This is a genomic window from Anaeromyxobacter sp., assembly GCA_016718565.1.
In the GTDB taxonomy this organism is placed as follows: domain Bacteria; phylum Myxococcota; class Myxococcia; order Myxococcales; family Anaeromyxobacteraceae; genus JADKCZ01.
On record JADKCZ010000002.1, the window covers coordinates 714,751 to 734,174 of the forward strand.

20 protein-coding genes are annotated in these 19,424 nt (G+C 74.5%); 13 read left to right on the forward strand and 7 right to left on the reverse strand.

Annotation, left to right across the window (positions count from 1 at the left end):
- Positions 1–16 precede the first annotated feature (16 nt).
- Both IPO09_09980 and IPO09_09985 read right to left on the reverse strand, forming a co-directional pair.
- Positions 17–2,062: a M3 family metallopeptidase gene (locus IPO09_09980; GenBank protein ID MBK9517664.1), complete on the reverse strand. Its 2,046-nt coding sequence runs from the start codon at positions 2,060–2,062 to the stop codon at positions 17–19.
- A 273-nt stretch (positions 2,063–2,335) separates the two neighbouring features.
- Positions 2,336–3,850, reverse strand: coding sequence for a peptide MFS transporter (locus IPO09_09985; GenBank protein MBK9517665.1), 1,515 nt, complete (start codon positions 3,848–3,850; stop codon positions 2,336–2,338).
- A 338-nt stretch (positions 3,851–4,188) separates the two neighbouring features.
- On the opposite strand from IPO09_09985, the gene IPO09_09990 reads away from it, so the two are divergent.
- The 10 genes from IPO09_09990 to IPO09_10035 all read left to right on the forward strand — a co-directional run bounded on the left by IPO09_09990 (position 4,189) and on the right by IPO09_10035 (position 10,454).
- The gene (locus IPO09_09990) at positions 4,189–4,365 is read left to right on the forward strand and encodes a hypothetical protein (protein ID MBK9517666.1); all 177 of its coding nucleotides are present in this window, start codon (positions 4,189–4,191) and stop codon (positions 4,363–4,365) included.
- Between the two features lie 4 nt (positions 4,366–4,369).
- Positions 4,370–4,999 (forward strand): PEGA domain-containing protein, encoded by a 630-nt coding sequence (locus IPO09_09995; GenBank protein MBK9517667.1) that lies wholly within the window; start codon positions 4,370–4,372, stop codon positions 4,997–4,999.
- A gap of 127 nt (positions 5,000–5,126) precedes the next feature.
- Positions 5,127–5,309, forward strand: coding sequence for a hypothetical protein (locus IPO09_10000; protein ID MBK9517668.1), 183 nt, complete (start codon positions 5,127–5,129; stop codon positions 5,307–5,309).
- A 7-nt stretch (positions 5,310–5,316) separates the two neighbouring features.
- Complete coding sequence (locus tag IPO09_10005; protein ID MBK9517669.1) at positions 5,317–5,613, forward strand: GIY-YIG nuclease family protein; 297 nt, start codon at positions 5,317–5,319, stop codon at positions 5,611–5,613.
- 131 nt (positions 5,614–5,744) lie between these two features.
- Positions 5,745–6,176, forward strand: a complete 432-nt coding sequence (locus IPO09_10010; protein ID MBK9517670.1) for a hypothetical protein — start codon at positions 5,745–5,747, stop codon at positions 6,174–6,176.
- A complete protein-coding gene (locus tag IPO09_10015) occupies positions 6,169–7,335 on the forward strand; it encodes a hypothetical protein (GenBank protein MBK9517671.1) in 1,167 nt (388 codons plus the stop codon). Before IPO09_10010 ends, IPO09_10015 begins: the two co-directional genes overlap by 8 nt.
- Positions 7,336–7,338: 3 nt before the next feature.
- Complete coding sequence (locus IPO09_10020) at positions 7,339–7,680, forward strand: hypothetical protein (GenBank protein ID MBK9517672.1); 342 nt, start codon at positions 7,339–7,341, stop codon at positions 7,678–7,680.
- Between the two features lie 3 nt (positions 7,681–7,683).
- Positions 7,684–9,561: a SpoIIE family protein phosphatase gene (locus tag IPO09_10025; GenBank protein ID MBK9517673.1), complete on the forward strand. Its 1,878-nt coding sequence runs from the start codon at positions 7,684–7,686 to the stop codon at positions 9,559–9,561.
- Positions 9,545–10,066: an anti-sigma regulatory factor gene (locus IPO09_10030; protein ID MBK9517674.1), complete on the forward strand. Its 522-nt coding sequence runs from the start codon at positions 9,545–9,547 to the stop codon at positions 10,064–10,066. The genes IPO09_10025 and IPO09_10030 overlap by 17 nt, the downstream gene beginning before the upstream one ends.
- Positions 10,059–10,454 carry a hypothetical protein gene (locus IPO09_10035; GenBank protein MBK9517675.1) on the forward strand — a complete coding sequence of 132 codons (396 nt, stop codon included), beginning with the start codon at positions 10,059–10,061 and terminating at the stop codon, positions 10,452–10,454. The genes IPO09_10030 and IPO09_10035 overlap by 8 nt, the downstream gene beginning before the upstream one ends.
- Positions 10,455–10,659: 205 nt before the next feature.
- On the opposite strand, the gene gltA is transcribed toward IPO09_10035, so the two are convergent.
- Positions 10,660–13,668, reverse strand: a complete 3,009-nt coding sequence (gene gltA, locus IPO09_10040; GenBank protein ID MBK9517676.1) for an NADPH-dependent glutamate synthase — start codon at positions 13,666–13,668, stop codon at positions 10,660–10,662.
- Between the two features lie 129 nt (positions 13,669–13,797).
- Positions 13,798–14,832 (reverse strand): PilZ domain-containing protein, encoded by a 1,035-nt coding sequence (locus IPO09_10045; GenBank protein ID MBK9517677.1) that lies wholly within the window; start codon positions 14,830–14,832, stop codon positions 13,798–13,800.
- Positions 14,833–14,901: 69 nt separating this feature from the next.
- Here IPO09_10045 and IPO09_10050 point away from each other — a divergent pair, with 69 nt between their 5' ends.
- A complete protein-coding gene (locus IPO09_10050; GenBank protein MBK9517678.1) occupies positions 14,902–16,041 on the forward strand; it encodes a rhomboid family intramembrane serine protease in 1,140 nt (379 codons plus the stop codon).
- A 237-nt stretch (positions 16,042–16,278) separates the two neighbouring features.
- Positions 16,279–16,737, forward strand: coding sequence for a hemerythrin domain-containing protein (locus IPO09_10055; GenBank protein ID MBK9517679.1), 459 nt, complete (start codon positions 16,279–16,281; stop codon positions 16,735–16,737).
- A 3-nt stretch (positions 16,738–16,740) separates the two neighbouring features.
- On the opposite strand, the gene IPO09_10060 is transcribed toward IPO09_10055, so the two are convergent.
- Together IPO09_10060 and IPO09_10065 are read right to left on the reverse strand one after the other, a co-directional pair.
- The gene (locus IPO09_10060) at positions 16,741–18,126 is read right to left on the reverse strand and encodes an aromatic amino acid hydroxylase (GenBank protein MBK9517680.1); all 1,386 of its coding nucleotides are present in this window, start codon (positions 18,124–18,126) and stop codon (positions 16,741–16,743) included.
- Between the two features lie 123 nt (positions 18,127–18,249).
- Positions 18,250–18,456, reverse strand: a complete 207-nt coding sequence (locus IPO09_10065) for a hypothetical protein (GenBank protein ID MBK9517681.1) — start codon at positions 18,454–18,456, stop codon at positions 18,250–18,252.
- Here IPO09_10065 and IPO09_10070 point away from each other — a divergent pair.
- The gene (locus tag IPO09_10070) at positions 18,455–18,955 is read left to right on the forward strand and encodes a response regulator (protein MBK9517682.1); all 501 of its coding nucleotides are present in this window, start codon (positions 18,455–18,457) and stop codon (positions 18,953–18,955) included. The genes IPO09_10065 and IPO09_10070 overlap by 2 nt on opposite strands.
- Here the strand turns inward: IPO09_10070 and IPO09_10075 are convergent.
- Positions 18,917–19,342: a DUF393 domain-containing protein gene (locus IPO09_10075; GenBank protein ID MBK9517683.1), complete on the reverse strand. Its 426-nt coding sequence runs from the start codon at positions 19,340–19,342 to the stop codon at positions 18,917–18,919. The two genes, IPO09_10070 and IPO09_10075, sit on opposite strands and share 39 nt — an antisense overlap.
- Between the last annotated feature and the right edge of the window lie 82 nt (positions 19,343–19,424).

The following is a 19,424-nucleotide window of genomic DNA, read 5'->3' on the forward strand; positions in this document are numbered from 1 at the left end:
CGGCCGCGCCGGTGGTTCAGCGCCCGGGCCGGTCGAAGCCGAGCTTCCGGAGGAGCGGCTGCACGGAGGGAGGGCGACCGCGGAAGTCGACGTAGAGCTTCATGGGATCCTCCGACCGCCCCTTCTCGAGCAGCGTGCGGAAGCGGCGCGCCGTGGCCTGGTCGAAGAGCCCCTTCTCCTGGAAGGCGGCGAAGGCGTCGGCGTCGAGCACCTCGGCCCACTTGTAGCTGTAGTAGCCGGCCGAGTAGCCGCCGCCCGGGCCGAAGATGTGCTGGAAGGAGGTGGTCCGGTAGCGCGGCACGATGGTGGACGGCAGCGACATGCGGGCCAGCGCCACCCGCTCGAGGGCCTTGGCGTCCACCTCGGCGGTGGTGGTGAGGGTGTGCCACTCCAGGTCGAGGAGCGACGCCGCCAGGTACTCCACGTTCTTGAAGCCCTGGTCGAAGCGGGCGGTGCGCTGGATCTTCTCGACCAGCGCCGGCGGGATGGGCGCCCCGGTCTTCCAGTGGCGGGCGTAGCCCCGCAGCACCTCGGGCTCGGTGGCCCAGTTCTCCATCACCTGGCTCGGCAGCTCGACGAAGTCGCGCGGCACCTGGCCCAGGCCGAGGTAGCGCTTCTTCCCGAGGATGGCGTGCAGCCCGTGGCCCAGCTCGTGGAAGAGGGTCTCCACCTCCTCGAGCGAGAGCAGGGCCGGGGCGTCGCCCACCCCGCGCGAGAAGTTGCCGACGTTGTAGACCAGCGGCCGGATCTCCCTGCCGTCCTTGACCCACTGGCCCCGGAAGCCGGAGGCCCAGGCCCCGGAGCGCTTCCCGGGCCGCGGGTGGTAGTCCACCAGGAAGACCGCCAGGTGGGAGCCGTCGCGGTCCTTCACCTCGAAGGCCTTCACCTCCGGGTGGTAGACGGGCACCCCCGTGAGCTCGGTGAAGGTGATGCCGTAGAGCTTGCCGGCCACCGCGAAGGCCCCGTCGCGCACCCGGTCCACCGGGAAGTACGGCCGCAGCTCCGACTCGTCGAGGGCGTAGCGGGCCTGGCGCACCTTCTCCGTGTAGAAGAACCAGTCCCAGGGCTCCACCGGGTGGTCCCGGCCGGCCGCCTTGACCGCCGCGGCCAGCGCCTCGGCCTCCGCGGCGGCCGCCTCCTTGGCCGGGCCCCACAGCTGGTTGAGCAGCCCGTAGACCCGCGCCGGGGTGCCGGCCATGGAGTCGTCGAGCACGTAGTCTGCCCAGGTGGCGAACCCGAGGAGCCGGGCCTTCTCGACCCGGAGCGCCGCCACCCGGGAGGCCAGCCCGTTGTTGTCGGTGGCGCCGCCGTGATCCGCCTTGGTGGTGTAGGCGGTGAAGAGCTGGCGGCGCAGCTCGCGGTCCTCCGCGTACTGCAGGAACGGCCAGATGGACGGGGCCTGCAGCGTGAAGACCCATCGCCCCTCCAGCCCGGCCTTCCGAGCCGCCTCGGCGGCGCCGGCCACCACCCGCTCCGGCAGGCCGGCCAGCTGCGCCGTCCGGTCGAGCACCAGCCTGTAGGCGTTGGTCTCCGCCAGCAGGTTGTCGCCGAACTTCACGCCGGCGCTGGCCAACTCGGCGTTCACCTCGCGGAGCCGGACCTGCTGCGCCGGCCCGAGCTCGGCGCCGGCGCGGACGAAGCGCTTCCAGGTCCGCTCCAGCAGCATCTGCTGGTCCACCGCCAGGTCGAGCCGCTCCCGCTGGGACCAGACCGCCTGGACCCTGGCGTAGAGGCGGGCATCGAGCGCGATGTCGTCCCGGTGGGTCGTGAGCAGCGGCGTCACCTTCCGGTTGATGGCCTGCAGCGCCTCGGTGGTGTCGGCCCCGACCAGCCCGAAGAAGACCGCCGAGACCCGGGCGAGCCGCTCGCCGACCCCGTCGAGCGCCGCCACCGTGTTCTCGAAGGTGGCCGGCGCCTGGCTGGTGGCGATGACCTCGACCTCGCGCCGCTCGGTGGCCATGGCCGCCTCGAAGGCCGGCAGGTGGTGCTCGACCCTGATCTCGGCGAAGGGCGGCAGGCCGAACGGGGTGTTCCAGTCGGCGAGGAGGGGGTTGTCGGCCAGGGTCGCGGTCGCGGTCGCGGTCGCGGTCGGGGTCGCGGTCGGGGTCGCGGTCGGGGTCGCGGTCGGGGTTGGGGTCGGGGTCGCGGTCGGGGTCGGGGTCGGTCGGGATCGCGGTCGGGGTCGTGGTCGCGGTCGGGGTCGCAGTCGTGGTGGCGCAGGCGTTCAGCGTGGCGAGCGTCAGCGCGGCGGCGAGGGAGGTGCGGAGGGAGCGCGGCATGGGTGTCTCCACTGGAAACTCGGGAACGGTCCTGGCCGGCGCAGCGCGCCGGCCGGTCAGGCCTTCACGCTGCTGGTCAGCCTTCGGAGCAGGGGCACGCAGAGCAGCATGAGGCCGGCCGCGGCCAGGCTGGTGACCACGAAGATGGAGAAGAAGCCGGCGTTGGTCTGGGAGATGCGCTGCACCGCCCCGCCCAGCCCCTCCTCCAGCACGGCGGGCGCCTGCCCGGGCGTGGGGGTGTAGGCGGCCAGCGCGCCGGCGATCTTGTTGGCGGTGGCGTTGGCCAGGTACCAGGCCCCCAGGAGCAGGGAGGCGAAGCGAGCCGGCGCGATCTTGCTCACGTAGGACAGCCCCACCGGCGAGAGGCACAGCTCGCCGAAGGTGTGGAAGGAGTAGGCCAGCAGCAGCCAGATCGGGCTGACCTTCACCCCGGCGTCGGCCCGCGCCCCACCGGCCACCAGGAAGAGGAACCCCACCCCGAGCAGCGCCAGCCCGAAGACCATCTTGAGGGCGGTGGGTGGCTCCTTGCCACGGCGCGCCAGCGCCCCCCACAGCCCCGCGAAGACCGGCCCGAAGACCAGGATGATGGTCGGGTTGACCGACTGGAACCAGGAGGACGGGATGTCGAAGCCCCCCACCGTGAGGTCGGTGAACTTGTCGGCGAACAGGTTCATGGAGCTGCCGGCCTGCTCGTAGGCGGCCCAGAAGAAGACCACGAAGAAGGCGGCCAGGAAGATCGCCAGCACCCGGCGCCGCTCCTCGCCGTGGGTGCCGAGCACCGTGACCGCCAGCGCGCCGCCGATGGCCGCGCCCAGCACCACCGGCTGGAGCGCCAGGCCGCCCAGCAGGGCCGCCAGCGCCCCGCCCGCCGCCGCCCCGCCGGCCGCGTCGAGCAGCAGCACCCGCCTCGGCGGACCGACCTCGCCCTCGCCCGGCTGGACCCCGGCCGCCTGCCTGGCCGGCACGCCCACCCCGATGCCCGGCATGTAGCGGTCGCGCCCCCACAGGTAGATGAGCAGGCCGAGCACCATGCCCACACCGGCGGCGCCGAAGCCGTAGTGCCAGCCCCAGCGCTCGCTCTGGGCCAGGTAGCCGCACACCAGCGGGCCGATGGCCGCGCCGGCGTTGACCCCCATGTAGAAGATGGTGAAGCCGGCGTCGCGGCGCGAGTCCCCGGGCGCGTACATCTGGCCGACCTGCGCCGCGGCGTTGGGCTTGAAGAAGCCGGTGCCGACGATGATCAGCCCGAGGCCGGCGTAGAAGGACGGCAGGCCGGGCATGGCCAGCGCGAAGTGGCCGAGGGCGATGATGACGCTGCCGAGCACCATCGAGCGGCGGGTGCCGATGAGCCGGTCGGCCAGGTATCCGCCGATGAGCGGCGTCAGGTAGACCAGGCTGGTGTAGGTGCCGTAGAGGCGCGCCGCCTCCGCCTTGTCCCACTGCAGCCCGTTCACCAGGTAGAGCACCAGCAGGGCCCGCATGCCGTAGTAGGAGAAGCGCTCCCACATCTCGACCACGAAGATCAGCCCCAGCCCGCGGGGGTGGCCGAAGAAGGCGCGGTCCCCCTGCACCGCGGCGACGGAGGGGTGGAGCGGTGCGGCGGGCGGCGACGGGGGCACGAGGACCTCGGGGCGGCGGGAGCGGGCGGCGGGACGGTACAGGGAGACGCCCCGGCGCCCGGCGTGACGGGCGACGGGCACGGCGCCCCGGGCCGGTGGGGGCACGGGACGCGCCGGCCGGGACCGGCGGAAGAGACCATGTTTCGGACGCAGCGTCACCCCGATCCGGGGGGCCACCGCACCGGAGGCGGGTTTGCACCGGCCGCGTCGCGCGCTACAACCGCAGCCATGTCCCGCACGACCGCCGCGCCGCCCGCCGCCCCTCCCCGCCCCGCAGCGCCGGAGGCGCCGTGAACCGCACCATGGCCAGGCTGGGCACCTTCCTCAGCGCCTTCGCCGTCTTCTCCTGCGGCTGGCTCGCCATGACCGCCATGAACGCCGGCGAGTGGCTGAAGATGGGGATCTTCTCGGCCCTGGCGCTCGGCGCGGCGGCCGTCGGCTCGGCCTTCTCCCGCGCCTCCAGGTGACGCCGTGAGCGAGCCGCGCCCCCTCCGCTTCGCCATCCGGGCCGCCTTCCTGGTGGTGCCGCTGGTGCTGGCCGCGGTGGCCCTGCCGCACGTGCGGCGCTGGGCCACCGCCCCGACGGGTCCGGGCCCCGGGGCGGCCGTGCCGGCCGCGCGCCAGGCGGTCCGCACCGCCGAGCAGGCCGCCCAGGCCTCTGCCCGCCAGGCCGACGCCGCCCTGGGCGACGCCCCCTCGGGCGGGCCGGCCGGCGCCGCGGCGGAGCCGCCCCGCCGCGACGGCCCCACCGTGGAGGAGATCGAGGCCAACCGCGCCGCCCAGGAGGCGCTGGCCGAGGCGCAGCGCGGCTGGAAGAAGGTGGAGGTCCTGGCCCCCCGTCCGGCCGTCCCCGACGCCAGCGGCGAGCTGGTCTCGCCGTTCCAGGGCTTCGGCCTCTCGGTGGACTCCCGGCCCGCGGGCGCCACCGTGCTGGTGGACGGCCTCGACCAGGGGCAGACCCCGCTCCTCACCACGGTGGACTGCCGGCCAGGGGAGCCGGTCGAGGTGCGCCTGGTGCACCCCGGGCGCCGCCCCGCCCAGCGCACCGTGCGCTGCCGCCAGGACGCGCTGGTCTCCTTCACCGCCAATCTCCCGCCCTGACCGGGCCGCCGGCGCGCCCCGCGACCGGCCACCAGCCCCCGCTGGTCGCGTGACGCCGCGCCGGCTCCGGACTACCGTGGCCCCTGGCGTCCCACCCACAGCCCCCTGGAGCCCAGACACCATGCCCGTGAGCAAGAAGCGGAAGAAGGAAGGCAAGCCGGTCCACCGCAGCGAGCCCGTGCACGCCGAGTCGGAGCACGCCCACGGCCCGGAGGCCAAGGTCGCTGCCGCGCCGCTCAAGGCCGGGAAGCCCAGCAACCCCTTCAACGCGCAGCGCCCCATCGTCCGCAGCGCGCCGCGCGGCCGGTAGCCCATCCGTGGCCCAGCCTCGGGCCGGCTGGCGCGTCTACCTGCTGCGGTGCCGCGACGGCTCGCTCTACACCGGCGCCACCAACGACCTCGACCGGCGGGTGGCCCGCCACGCCGCCGGCGAGGGGGCGCGCTACACCCGCTCGCGCCTGCCGGTGGTGCTGGTCCACCAGGAGCAGGTCGGCGATCGGAGCGCGGCGCTCCGGCGGGAGGCCGCCATCAAGCGGCTCCCACGTGCCGCCAAGCTGGCGCTGGTGGCCGCCTCCCCAGGAAAGGCCCGCCGGCCCCGCGCCTCCGCTGGCTGATGGAGGCAGGCTCGTCCCCCGTCCCCGGGACACGCCGCCCACCGAACGCCGAAAGGGGCGAGAAATCAGCCTCTTGTCGGCCAGGTGCGCATTGACACCCACCGCCGGCGCCCCCGTATCATGGAGGCTTCATGCGACACCTGCGCGCACCGGCCCTGGCGGTCCTGCTGACCGCCTGCCTGACGGGGCCCGACGTCGGCGCCGCCATCCCGGGCGGCGGCCTGCCGTCGCTGGAGCCGACCCTGTCGTCGGTGCAGTCGCTGGTCTTCTCCCCCCGGTGCGCCACCGCCGCCTGCCACGTGGGTGGGAACGGCACGCCGCTCTCGCTGGTGGCTGGCGAGTCCTTCGGCGCGCTGGTGGGCATCCCCTCCGAGCAAGCGCCCGCCGTCCCGCTCGTCACCCCCGGCGACCTGGCGCAGAGCTACCTCGTCATCAAGCTGCGTGGCACCCACGAGGCGGTGGGCGGCTACGGGACCCCCATGCCGCCCGGCGGCGAGGAGCTGACGGCAGAGGAGCTGCTGGCCATCGAGGGCTGGGTCTCCGCCGGAGCGGCCGATGACTGAGCGGCCCGGCGGCGCCCCCCCTGGTCCCCGCCGGCGCGCCCTGGCCGCCGGCTGGCTGGCGCTCCTGCTCTGCCTCGGCGCCGGCGCCGGCGCCGCGCGGGCCGCGCCGAGCGTGGCGGTCTCGGGCTCCTTCTACGTGGACACCTGGGTCATCCCCGACGGCGCGGCGGTGCGCGCCACCCGCGGGGTCACGCCGGACGGCTCGCTCAAGGTGGGCGTGGACATCGACGACGACCTCTCGTTCTCCACCAAGGCCTGCCTGAGCTGCCACGGCATCGAGCTGGAGCACGCCGCCTTCGACTACCAGCCGAAGCTCTGGTTCAACCTGCAGGTCGGGCGCATCGCCGTCCCCTTCGGCGAGTACTCCAACCGCATCGACCCCTCCGGCCACAAGGCCACCTCGGGGCCGCTCATCTACGACATGGGCCGCTCCGCCTTCGCCGACCGCGCCAACCTGAACGGCCCGGTGGTGATGCTGCCCTACGTGGACACCGGCGCCCTGGCCTACGGCATGTTCTTCCTGGCCGACGTGGTGCAGGTCTGGTACGGCGCCTACGCCGTGGCCGGCCTCAAGGGCGGCAACGACGTGGACTGGATGGCGCTGCGCAGCGTCCCGTACGCCGACAACAACGCCGAGCCGGCCTACGGCGGGCGCCTGGCCTTCACCCTGACCTCCGAGCCTGGGCACGTCCTCGGCGACGTCAGCCTGGGGGCCTCCTACACCGGCGGGCGCTTCGACAAGGCGGCGCGCCTCCGCTACGACGCGGTGGCGGTCGACGCGGCGCTCCCCATCTGGAAGGCCACCCTGCGCGGGGAGTGGGCCCTGCGCCGGACCCGGCTCGACCCGTCCGCCGCCGGCTACGCCTACGACGTGGTCGACCCCTGGTTCGACAAGCAGGGCTTCTACGCTGAATTGGAGCACCCCCTGGGCCGTTCCTCCAGCGTGGTGGCCCGCTTCGACCGCCTGGAGCGGCGGGGCGTGCCCCTGCCCGGGTCGGCGCAGGCCATGACCCCGGCCACCCGCATCGACCGGGCCACCGCGGGCCTGATGACCTCGCTGGCCTCGTCGCTCTACCTCAAGGTGTCATACGAGTACTGGATGCCGACCGCCTGGGCGGAGTTCCACTCCGGCCACCTGGGCCTCGGAGGAGCGTTCTAGATGATCCCCTGCCTCACCAGCCTGGCGCTGGCCGCGGCCCTCGGCGCCGGCGCCCCCGGCGGCGCCGAGAAGGCCCCACACGACCCGCGCGACGACGGCCCCGGCGCGGTCGACGTGTCGGCCTACCCGCCCGACCAGCAGCGCCAGTACCCGACCTTCCTGCAGAAGTGCTCCAAGTGCCACCCGGCGGCCCGCGCCATCAACTCGCGCTTCGACTCGAGCGAGTGGAAGCGCTACATGAAGAAGATGATCCGCCGCCCCAACTCCGGCATCAACGAGGAGCAGGCGGCGGACATCTACGAGTTCCTCAAGTACTACGCGGGCCGGCAGGCAGGCGGGAAGTAGCCGGTGCCCCGCCGCGCCAGCTCGCTCCGGCTCCGCCTGCTGGCCGCCACCGTGGTGCTGGTGGCGCTGGCGCTGGCGGCGGCGGCGGCGGGCTTCGAGCAGGTGGCGCGCGGCGTGGTGACCGAGGCGGTGCTGGACCACCTCTCGGCCCGCTCCCGCGAGGTGCACGAGGCGGTGCATCGCTTCCAGGAGGAGCGGGCCCTGACGGTGCGCAACTGGGCCGAGGCCGAGGCCATGCAGCTGACCCTCGACTCGGGCGACCCCAAGTTCGCCGAGGACTACCTGCGCCGGCTCATCCAGGAGCAGGGCGGCAGCATCGCCGCCGCCGCCCTGGTCGGGCCCGAGGCGGCCCTCACCGCCGGCGTCCGGGCCGGCGCGGCCGGGGCGCGGCGCGGCACGGCGCTGTCCGCGCAGCGCGATCGCTCGCTGCGCCTCGACATCGTGGACGCCGCCCTGGAGGGCACGCCGCTCTCGATGGAGCTGGGCCGGCTGTCCCAGGTGGACGCCGACGGCGGCGACGAGGTGGTGGTGCTGGTGGCGGTGCCGGTGAAGGACTTCGCCTCCGACGTGGTGGGCGCCATGCTGGCGGCGATCTCCACCCGGGCCATGGGCCGCCTCCTGGCGGAGATCAACGGCAACGAGACGGCGCTGGTCCCGGTGGTCCACGACGCCAGCCACGCGCTGGTGCTGGTGCCCCCCGGGGTCGACCCGTCCACCTTCGACGAGCTGATCCGGCTCGCCGGGGCGCCCGGCACCCTGGAGCGGCTCAACTCGCCCTCGGGTGAGGCGCTGCTGGCGGTGCGCACCGCGCCGGCCGAGGAGCCACCGGGCTGGTCCTCGGCCATGGTGGAGCGCGAGGCGCAGGCCTACGGGCGGCTGGCCACCATGCGGCTGGTGCTGGCCGTCCTCTACGGGGTGGTGCTGGTGGGCGCGGCCCTGGCCAGCGTCTGGGCCCTGCAGGCGGCCACCCGCCCCTTGAGCGAGGTGGCCGTCTCGATGTCCCGGGTGGCCAGCGGCGACCTGACCACCCGCCTGCCCGAGGTCCACTCGGGCGAGCTCGGCCACCTGGTGGGCTCGTTCAACACCATGGTCGCCGAGGTGGCCCGCTCCCGCGACGAGCTGCAGCGCACCGAGGCCCTCCGCAGGGAGGTGCAGATCGCCCACCGCATCCAGACCGCCATCCTGCCCAGCAGCCCGGCCGTGCCTGGCTACGAGGTGGCCGCCCGCATGAAGCCGGCCGAGGACGTGGGCGGCGACCTCTACGACGTGCTGGCCTTCCCCGACACCTTCTGGGTGCTCATCGGCGACGTCTCCGGCCACGGCATCAACTCCGGCCTGGTGATGATGATGGCCCAGGCGGCCGCCTACGCCGCCATCGCCGACGATCCGCACGGGCGCCCGGCCAGCGTCATCACCGCCGTCAACCGGGTCATCCACGAGAACGTGGTCAAGCGGATGGGGCGCGACGACTACCTCACCCTCATGGCGGTGCGACACCTGGGCGGCGGCCGCTTCCTCTGCGCCGGGGCCCACCAGCCGGTCTTCATCGGCCGGGCCGCCGGCGGGGTGGAGGTGCTCGAGCCGGCCGGGCCGTGGATGGGGCTCACCGAGGAGGTGGGCCCCGGGGTGGTGGAGCGCGAGTTCCAGCTGGGGCCCGGCGACCTGCTCTGCCTCATCACCGACGGCGTGGTGGAGGCCACCTCGGCAGGTGGCGAGCTCTTCGGCGAGGACCGGCTGGCGGCGCTGCTGTGCGAGCCCGGCCCCCGCACCGCCGCCCAGGTGCTGCAGCTGATCTTCGAGCGGGCCGAGGCCTTCCTGTCCACCCAGTCCGACGACATGACCGCGGTGATCCTGAGGCGAACGCATGACGACCACAGCTGACTTCGGAGGGCGCCCCATCTACCTCATGCTCAGGATGAGACCGCCCTGGGTCTTCGTCGACGAGATCCGACGCTTCGTCGAGTCCTTCTGCCTGTGCGCCTGCCCCGGCCAGAGCCGCGAGGCCCAGGTGGCGCTGGCCGTGCACGAGCTGATGCAGAACGCCATCCCGCAGGCCTGCGGCGAGGACGTGGACCTCACCCTGCAGGTGGACCCGGCGGCCGACCGCATCGAGGTGGCGGTCAGCAACCCCTGCAGCGACGAGGCGTTCGAGGAGCTGCGCCAGAGGGTGGAGCGGCTCAACAGCGAGCCCGACGCCCTGCGCAGCTACCTGCGCGCCATGGCCGAGGCGCCGGCCGCCACCCGCGGCGGGCTGGGGCTGGCCCGCGTCCGCTTCGAGGCCCAGCTCGAGCTGTCCGTCATCCGGGAGGGGCGCCGGGTCACCGTCCTGGCCCGAGGCCTGCTCCACGCCCCAGTGATCCAGGTCCCAGGAGGTCTCCATGTCTAGTGTCATCGGCTCGCGCGGCGCGTCCCTGCAGGTGTCCGAGGAGAAGTACTCGGCTGGGCTGGTCAACGACGCCGCCGGCCTCAAGGTGGCCTTCCGGGGGACCATCAGCACCGTCAACCCGGCCGGCATCCTCAACCCCTTCGTGGACGCGGTGCACGGCCAGCTGGCCGGCGCCAACGTGAAGGAGATCCGGGTGGACTTCCAGGAGCTGGAGTTCTGCAACTCCTCCGGCTTCAAGGCCTTCATCCACTGGATCCAGCGCGTCCAGGCCCTGCCGGAGCCGCAGCGCTACAAGCTGCGCTTCCTCTCCAGCCCGGCGCGCAAGTGGCAGCGCACCAGCCTGCTGGCGCTCTCCTGCTACGCGCCGGGGCTGGTGGAGATCGCCTGAGCCGCTGGCTCGGGGCTCCAGGCGCTCGGACCACCAGGCCGTCTCGCTTTGTGGCGAATGGCCACAGGGCAAGGCGCCGCACCCTGGCCGCACGGCCGCGGAGCCCTTCCCCGGCTGGGGGCCGGCGTCGCGCCGGGCCTCCCCGGAAAGGCGAAGGGCCCGGTCTCTCGACCGGGCCCCGCGGACCAGCGACCTGCCGCCGGCGCTAGATGAGGCCCGGCTTGCCGGCCTGCCAGCGCGCCAGCTCGGTGGTGAGCAGGTCCACGTGCTCCCGCTCCTCGGCCGCCAGCTCCTTGTAGAGCTCCTTCTCCGGCGTGCCCTCGGCCGCGGCGGCGCCGCGCTCCGAGAAGAACTGCACGGCCCGCTCCTCGAAGGCGATGGCGATGCGGAACAGGTTGGCCGGGTCCTCCGGCCGGTTGGGGATGCCGGCGTAGATGGCGGCCCGGTCCACCTTGAAGTCGCCGGGCGCCGGCATCTGCGCGTGGTAGCGCCGCGACAGCGTGGCCATGTGCTCCTTCTCCATCTCGGCCATGCGGCCGAAGAGCTCGCGCAGCAGCGGGTCGGGCGCCTCCTTGGAGGCGCGGCCGTAGAAGGCCTGGCCGCCCAGCTCGATCTCGAAGGCGATGCGGACGGCATCGAGCGCCGCCGCCTCGGACGCCTTGGCCGGGTCGGCCACCGCCAGCTTGCCGCCGCAGGCCGGGCACATGCCGTACGGGAAGGCGAAGCCCTCGCTCACCTTGGCGCAGTCCTGGCACTTCCAGGTGAGCTGCGCGGTGGCGCAGCAGACGTAGGCCTCGTCACCCTCGAGGGGCTGGCGGCACTTGGGGCACACCGTGCCGGAGGCCGCCGCCGACTGCGGGCCGGTGGCGGTGGCGCCGGCGGCGCCGAGCGGGGTGGGTGGAACGAATGCGGTCATGTCCTCCTCCGTGATGGGCCACTTCTTCTTGCCGCCCTTCAGGTAGGCGCCGATCGAGCGGGCGGCGCGGCGGCCCGCCCCCATGGCGAGGATGACGGTGGCGCCGCCGGTGACGATGTCACCGCCGGCGAAGACCCCCTGGAGCGAGGTGGTCTGGGTCTTGCCGTCGTCGGCGACGATGTTGCCCCACTTGTTGAGGGCCAGGCCCGGGGTGGACTGGGTGATGATGGGGTTGGCCTTGGTCCCGAGCGCGTAGATGACCGTGTCGCACTCGAGGTCCTTGAAGCGGCCGGTGGCGACCGGCTTGCGGCGCCCCTTCTCGTCCGGCTCGCCGAGCTCCATCTCCTCGACCTTCATGCCCTTCACGTTGCCGTCGGCGTCCGTGTAGATCTCGACCGGCGAGTGGAGGAAGAAGAACTCGATGCCCTCCTCCTTGGCGTGGCGGATCTCCTCGATGCGGGCCGGGGCCTCCTTCTCGGTGCGCCGGTAGACGCAGCGCACCGTCTCGGTGCCGAGCCGCTTGGCGACGCGCAGGCAGTCCATGGCGGTGTTGCCGGCGCCGATGACGACGGCCGACTTGCCGATGGAGACCGGCGTGTCCTGGAACGGGAACTTGTCGCCGCCCATGAGGTTGACGCGGGTGAGGAACTCGTTGGCCGAGTAGACCTGGCCGGCGAACTCGCCCGGGATGCCCAGGAAGGCCGGGGCGCCGGCGCCCACGCCGAGGAAGACGGCGTCGTAGCCCTTCTCCTTGATGAGCTGCGGCACCGTGAAGGTCTTGCCGATGACCTTGTTGGTCTCGATCTTCACGCCCAGCTCCACCAGGCTGTTCACCTCGCGGTCGATGATGTCACGCGGCAGGCGGAAGGACGGGATGCCGTAGCGGAGCACGCCGCCCACCACGTGCAGGGCCTCGTAGACCGTCACGTCGCAGCCGAACTTGACCAGGTCGGCCGCCACCGCCAGGCCGGCCGGGCCGGAGCCGCAGACCGCCACCTTGCCGAGCATGTCGGCGGGGGCGAACTTCGGCGGCACCGTCGGCTTGAGCTTGCCGTGGTCGCCGACGAAGCGCTCGAGCCGGCCGATGCCGACCGACTCGACCTTCTTGGCGATGACGCACTGGGCCTCGCACTGCGTCTCCTGCGGGCAGACGCGGCCGCAGACCGACGGGAAGATGGAGGCCTCCCGGATCACCTCGAGGGCGCCGTCGATGTCGCGCACCACCAGGTGCTTGATGAAGCGCGGGATGTCGATCTCCACCGGGCAGCCGGAGATGCAGGTCGGCTTGGCGCACTGGATGCACCGCTCGGCCTCGCCGAGGGCGTCCTGCAGCGAGTAGCCGAGGTTGACCTCCTTGAAGTTGCGGGCGCGCTCGACGTGGTCCCGCTCCGGCATGACCGTCTGCTTGGGGGCGAGATCCTTGATCTTCTTGTAGTTGTGCTTGTTCTCGTCGAAGAGCTGCTTCTCGAGGTTGCAGACGTGGGCGTAGTCCTCGGTGGCCCGCGTCTCCTGCGCCTTGAACCGCCGCTGGCGGGAGAGCAGCTCCTTGAAGTCCACCAGGTGGCCGTCGAAGTCCGGACCGTCCACGCAGGCGAACTTGACGTTCTTGTCCACCGTGACGCGGCAGGAGCCGCACATGCCGGTGCCGTCCACCATGATGGCGTTGAGCGAGACCATGGTCTTCACGCCGAACGGGCGGGTGGTCTCGACGCAGGCGTTCATCATCGGCAGCGGGCCGATGGCGACCACCACGGCCGGCTTGTCCTTCTCGCAGACCTCCTTGAGCGCCTGCGTGACGAAGCCCGGCTTGCCGTAGCTGCCGTCGTCGGTGCAGACGATGAGGTCGTCGCAGTACTCGGCGAACTTCTTCTCCCAGAACACCAGGCCCTTGTTGCGGAACCCGATGATGCCGGTGACCCGGTTGCCGGCCTCCTTGAAGGCCTTGAGCTGCGGGTAGACCGGCGCCACGCCGAGGCCGCCGCCCACCAGGACCACGTGGCCCACCTTCTCGATGTGCTGCGGCAGGCCGAGCGGCCCGACGAAGTCCTCGAAGGTGTCGCCCTCCTTGTAGTCGGTCATCATCTGGCGCGTGGACTTGCCGAGCGCCTGGATGACCATGGTGATGGTCCCCTTCTCGCGGTCGTAGTCGGCGACCGTGAGCGGGATGCGCTCGGCGCCCGTCCCCAGGCGCAGCATGACGAAGTGGCCCGGCAGCGCCGCCTTGGCCACGTCGGGGGCGGAGACTTCCCAGAGGAACGTCGTGTCGGAAAACGCCTCGCGGCGGACGATCGTATACATCGGGGAGTGAACCCTCCGTGTCAGGTGGGGACGGCGTGAAGGAACGGGGGGAGTACCAATCTCGGGCCACCCCAGTCAAGGCGCGGCGCAGGACCGAATTGACCAATCCGGTCCACAATTTAGCTGCGCTCAGCCCTTCATCACCCTGGCGAGCTCGGCGGCGACGTCGGTGTCGCCGGGCGCGAGCTGCAGGGCCCGGCGCAGCAGCGCCAGGGCCGAGCTGCCGCGGCCGGCCGCCGCCTCCTGGCGACCCAGGTCGAACGCCTCCTGGGCCTCCATGGAGCGGCGACGGGCGGCGCCCCGCCACCCGGTGCCCGCCGAGGCCTCGAGGGAGGCTCCGGGAGCCGCCTGCGGGGGCGGCTGGGCGGCGGCCGGCGGCGCGGCCGGTGAAGGTGGCGGGGCGGGCGGCGCGCTGGCCGGCGCTGGCGGCGGAAGAGGCGGCGCGGCCGAGCCGGGGACGCCTGGGGGGGCCCGGAGCGGCGGCGCCTGGGGCACCCAGGTCGGGACGGGTGACTCGCGGCTCGCGGGCGCCTCCGCCAGGAAGTAGGTGCCGTACTCCGCCATGACGTGCTTCCAGGTCTCCGGGTGGGCGGCCGCGCCGCGCGACACCGTGAGCAGCCCGCGCGACAGCAGCGCGAAGAGGGTGCGCTGCTTGACCGCCCAGCTGCCCTCCAGCCGGGCCCGCAGGGCGGCGATGGTGGCGCCGCCGGCGACGTGGCGCAGCAGCTCGAGCTCGTCCGGACCGAAGTCGGCGAAGCGCGGCGGGAGGGCCAGGAAGACCATGGCGTCCACCGGCAGCCGGTCCGGGACCCGCCGGTAGTTCCCGAGCCCGGGGTTGTCGGCCAGCAGCGCCGAGAACCACCGCGCGGCGGTCGGCCGCGCCGCCTGCTCGAAGGCCACGCCCAGGCGCCAGGGCGGCTGGGAGTTCACCCAGGCCACCCGGCCCGCCGCGCGCAGCGGCTCCCGGGCGGCCGGGCCCTGCACCTCCAGCAGCAGGATGGTGCCGCGCGGCTGGGGCGCCGGCGCCACCAGCTGGCAGCCGTGCGGCCCGATGTCCTCGGTCTCCGCGTCCCAGACCTGGGCCGGCGCCTGGATGCGGACGTGCACGCGGCAGCGGGACTGGGCGCGCGGCGCCCGCCGCGGGTTCACGATGTAGTCGGTCACGGGGGGGCATCCTACGCCGGCACGGCGCCGGGACGAACTCGAGGGCCGGCGCCGGGGTATCGTCCTGGCGTGCTCCGCACCCCCTCCCCCGCCGATCCGCCTCGCCTCTCGCCCCGCGAGTGGCTCGCCTCGCTGGCCACCACCCCCGCCTCGCTGGCCCTGGTGGCGCTGCAGGTGGGGGTGCTGGCCTGGGTGACCTTCGCCCTGGGCGACACCACCGACGGGCGGGTGCTGGTGCGGGCCGGCGCGCTGGAGCGCGGGATGGTGCAGGCGGGCCAGTGGTGGCGCCTGCTGACCGCCTCCTTCCTGCACGTGGGCTGGATCCACCTGGCGCTCAACGTCGCCTTCGGCCTCTCCTGGACCCGCGCGGTGGAGCGGCTGGCCGGGCCCTGGCGCTTCCTCGGCCTCTACCTGGCCTCCGGGCTGGGCGCCGCGGCCGCCTCCCTGCTGGCCAGCGACGTGGTCTCGGCCGGCGCCTCGGGACCGCTCTTCGGGATGATCGGCGTCACCCTGGCGCTGCACCGGCGCGCCCTGCCCGGCTGGCGCGCCTTCGCCACCAGCCCCGCCACCGTGCAGGTGGTCGGGCAGCTGGCCGCCTGGACCGTGGTGGCGGTGGTGGGCAAGCTGCCCATCGACCACGCCGCCCACCTCGGCGGCCTGGTCACCGGCGCCGCCGCCACCTGGGCGCTCACCTCGCCGGGCCACCGCCCCCGCTGGCTGGCCTCCCTGGCCGCGCTGCTCCTGGCGGCCTGCGTCGCCGCGGTCTGGCCGCGCGCCGGCCTGTCGCGCTTCACCGGCCAGCACCTGGAGGGCCTGGCCTTCGACGCCCTCCGGCGGGAGGACTTCACGGCCGCGGCGGAGGCCCTCGGCCGGCTGGAGCAGGCCGGGTGGCGCACGCCGGAGGCCGACTACGCCGGCGGGGTGGTGGCCCTGGAGCGCGGCCAGATCGAGCGGGCGGCCGGCGTCGCCCGGGCGCTGCTGGCGGAGGGCGGCGCCGCCGGGCTGCGCGACGCCGCCGCCAACCTGCTCTACGCGGCGGGCGCCACCGCCTTCAACGGCGAGGGGGTGCCGCGCGACACCGACCTCGGGCTCCGCCTGGTGGTGGAGGCCTGCGCCGCCGGCCACCAGGGCGCCTGCCGCGCCGAGCGGCAGATCCGCACCGGCGAGCCGGCCGAGCCCCGGCCGGCCGCCCCGCCGCCCCCACCCTGAACCGCCGGGCCGGACCAGGCGCCCCGCCCCGGATGGTACCGGTCGTATGGAAGCAAACCTTTTCGCGGCAGCGGCAGCGGCACCTGGGGGCGCAAGCGAACGTTGGCCCCACCTCGCCCGGGTGGGCCGGTGTGCCACCTGCGTGACACCGGTCACGATCCGGCCCTCCGCCTGTCCGTGGGACTTGAGCGGTCTGGCGGGACGTGGTGAGACTCCGGCACCGCAGGAGGAGTGGAGATGGCCGTGGCCTGGTCGCCGGAGCTGACGCTGCGTCACGAGGAGCTGGACCGCCAGCACCGCGGCCTCTTCCAGCTCCTGGAGGCCGCCGACGTGGCGCTCCGCACCGGCGCCATGCCAGACGCCCGGCGCGCCCTGGCGGCCTTCTGCGACGCCATGCTGGACCACACCGTGGAGGAGGGCCAGCTCATGGAGGCCAGCCTCTTCCCGGACCGCGAGCGCCACCGGGCGGCGCACGACACCTTCCTGGCCGACCTCCAGCAGCTGCAGGCCGAGCTGGCGGTGAAGGGCCCCACGCCGGATCTCGGCGAGTGGCTGCGCGTCCGGGTGATCGAGTGGCTCCGCTTCCACATCGCGGTGAACGACACCCGGCTGGCGGAGCACCTGGCCAGGTCCCCCGCCCGGGCCGGCTCCGACCGCCGCCCGGCCCGGCGCCCCGCCCGGCGGCCGCCGGCCTGAGCCTCAGCCCGGCGGCGCCGCGCCGCCCAGGGGCACGGCCCCCGCCGCCGCGGCGGGCCGCGCCAGGCCCGGGTCGGCCGGACCTCCGGCCACCGAGGGCAGCCCCTCGGCCAGCTCGAGCAGGGCGCGGGCAGGCAGCTCCAGGGGCCGCCCTCCCAGGGCGCCCGCCAGCCCCTCGACCTCCCCGCCGCCGAGGTGCCTGCCGGAGAGGCGCAGGCCGCTCTCGAGCCGCAGCGTGAAGGGCCCCGGCGGCGGGAGCACGCCGCGCCCGAAGGCCACCAGGCCGGGGTGCTGCACCCAGCCGCCCTCGGCCCGCCCGCCCCGCGACCGGAGCACCGGCGGCGCCAGGTGGACCAGCGCGGTGCGCAGGCCGGCGGCCAGCGGCGCCGGCGCGGCCCACCGCTGCACCACCTGCCCCGAGAGCTCGCGCCCTCCGGGGAGGCCGAGCTGGACCACCGTGCGCGCGCGCAGCGCCTCCGCCAGCCCGTGGTCGCCGCCGCGGCGGAAGGAGAGCGTGGCGGCGAAGGCCTCCAGCACCTCGAAGAGCCGGTCGAAGTCGCGCACCACGAAGAGCTGCGGCTGCATGTGGGTGATGTCGAAGGGCACCTCGGCGCAGCCGGCGTCGAGCGGGCGCCGGGCCACGGCGGGTCCGAGGCAGCGGGCCGACTCACCCAGCGAGCTGAGCAGGCCGGCGCCGTAGAGGCGCGGCGCGTCCATGCCGCCCACCAGGCCGTACTCGGCCGTCCACCAGTAGAGGCGGCTGGCCCGCGCCCCCTCCGACGCGAACGGCACCGCCGCCTGGGCCGCGGCCAGCCGCCGCTCCGCCGCGGCCTCCTCGGCGGGCGCGACCCCGCGCCGCTCCTTCACCTCCGAGAGGTGGCGCACCGCCTCGAAGACCGCCAGGTCCTCGGCGGCGGGGATGGCGCGGAAGCCGACCTCCCCGCAGGCCTGCAGGTACTCGGCGTAGCGCGGGTCGGCCACGAACGGGGCGTGCCCGGCGCTCTCGTGCACGATGTCCGGGGCCGGCGTGTAGTCGAGGTGCTCCGGACGCCGGATGCCGGTGGCGATGGCCAGCACCCGCCGGGCCTGCAGCTCGGTGAAGACCGCCGGCGGGATGAAGCCGCCCACGCCCACCGCGCTCCACCCGGCGCGCGCCAGCCCGAGGTTCATCTCGTCGAGGCTGGGGATGTGGTCCACCGTGATGCCGGTCAGGGCCAGGCCGGCCAGGTAGCGCGGATCGGCCGTGTCCGCCAGCTGGGCGGTGAGGCGCCCGAGCAGCAGGCGCCAGGTGGCCTGATCCTCGGCGGAGTAGGCCGCGTAGTCCTGCACCACCACCCAGCGGCGCAGGTGGGGTGGCAGGGCGTCGATGGCCCGTTCGGTCGGCGTCACGTGGTCGCCTCCTCGGGAAGGCACCCGCTGCGGCGGCGCGCCAGGCGGACGGCGCGCCGACGCTCGTGTAGCGGACCGGCGCCGGTCCCGCCGCGGCCAGGCGAGGCGTGGCGGTGGCGCTCCCTAGCCGCGCAGCGCGCCCGGCCCGCCCAGGAGGCGGGCCGGCAGCGTGAGCACCGCCCGCAGCAGGCCGAAGACCCCGTCCACCGCGACGCCGAGCAGGCGGAAGGGCAGCGAGAGGAGCCACACCAGCGGGTAGAGCAGCAGCGCCAGCAGGGCGAACGGCCAGCAGCAGACCAGCAGGAGCAGCCAGAGCAGGAAGGTGACCATGTCGTTGACCCCTACGGCCCAAGCGTCCGCTTATTCCACTCGCCGGACCAGGCCCGGCCCGGGTTGCCCCGCCCGTGACACGGGGTTAGATCGTGGGCTCGTGAGCCCGAGCACCCGCATCCTGGTCGTCGACGACAACGCCGCGCTGCGGGAGAACCTCGCGGAGGCCCTCGAGCTGGAGGGCTGCGTGGTGGACACCGTGGCCGACGGGCACGCCGCCCTGGCCGCCCTGGGGCGGGAGCCGCTCCCCTCCGTGGTGATCCTCGACATGATGATGCCCGGCCTGAGCGGGCCGGAGCTGGTGGGGCGCATCCGCGCCGACACCCGGCTGGCCCAGCTGAAGATCATCCTGGCCACCGGGATGCCGACGCCGAGCGACGCCTTCCCCGTGGATGCGGTGCTGCACAAGCCCTTCGGCGTGGCCGAGCTGGTCGGTGCCGTGGAGGGGCTGCTCGGGCCGTCACGGCAGGAAGCGGGTCGCGTGGTCGGGGTCCGGTAGGGCGCAGGCCGGCGCGGCGCGCCGCAGCAGGCGGCGCCGTCGCGCCACCAGCCGGTAGGGCGGGTCGAGCAGCCAGGCCGGCAGCCGGGCCAGCGGCGCCGCCCAGCGCCAGGGCGCCGGCAGGTGGCCGAGCGCCCGCAGCACCGCGCGGCTCCGCAGCCAGGTGCGCCCTCCCGCGATGAGCACCACCGAGTCGGCGTCCGCCTCCAGGCCCGGGCGGCCGGCGGCCAGGCTCCGGGCCGTCTCGCCCCCGAGCGGCGCGAAGCGGAGCCGTCCCGCCGGGTCGTGGGCCAGGAGCCAGGCCACCGCGCCCCGGCAGAGCCCGCAGGCGCCATCGTAGAGCACCAGGGCGGGCGCGGCGGGGGCGGGAGCGGCGGGAAGCGGCACGGCACAGGAGATGCCGCGCGACGCGCTGGCGCGCCACGCCCTTCGGGGCGGTGCGGCGCGGGCCACGGCGCTCGCCGCCGCC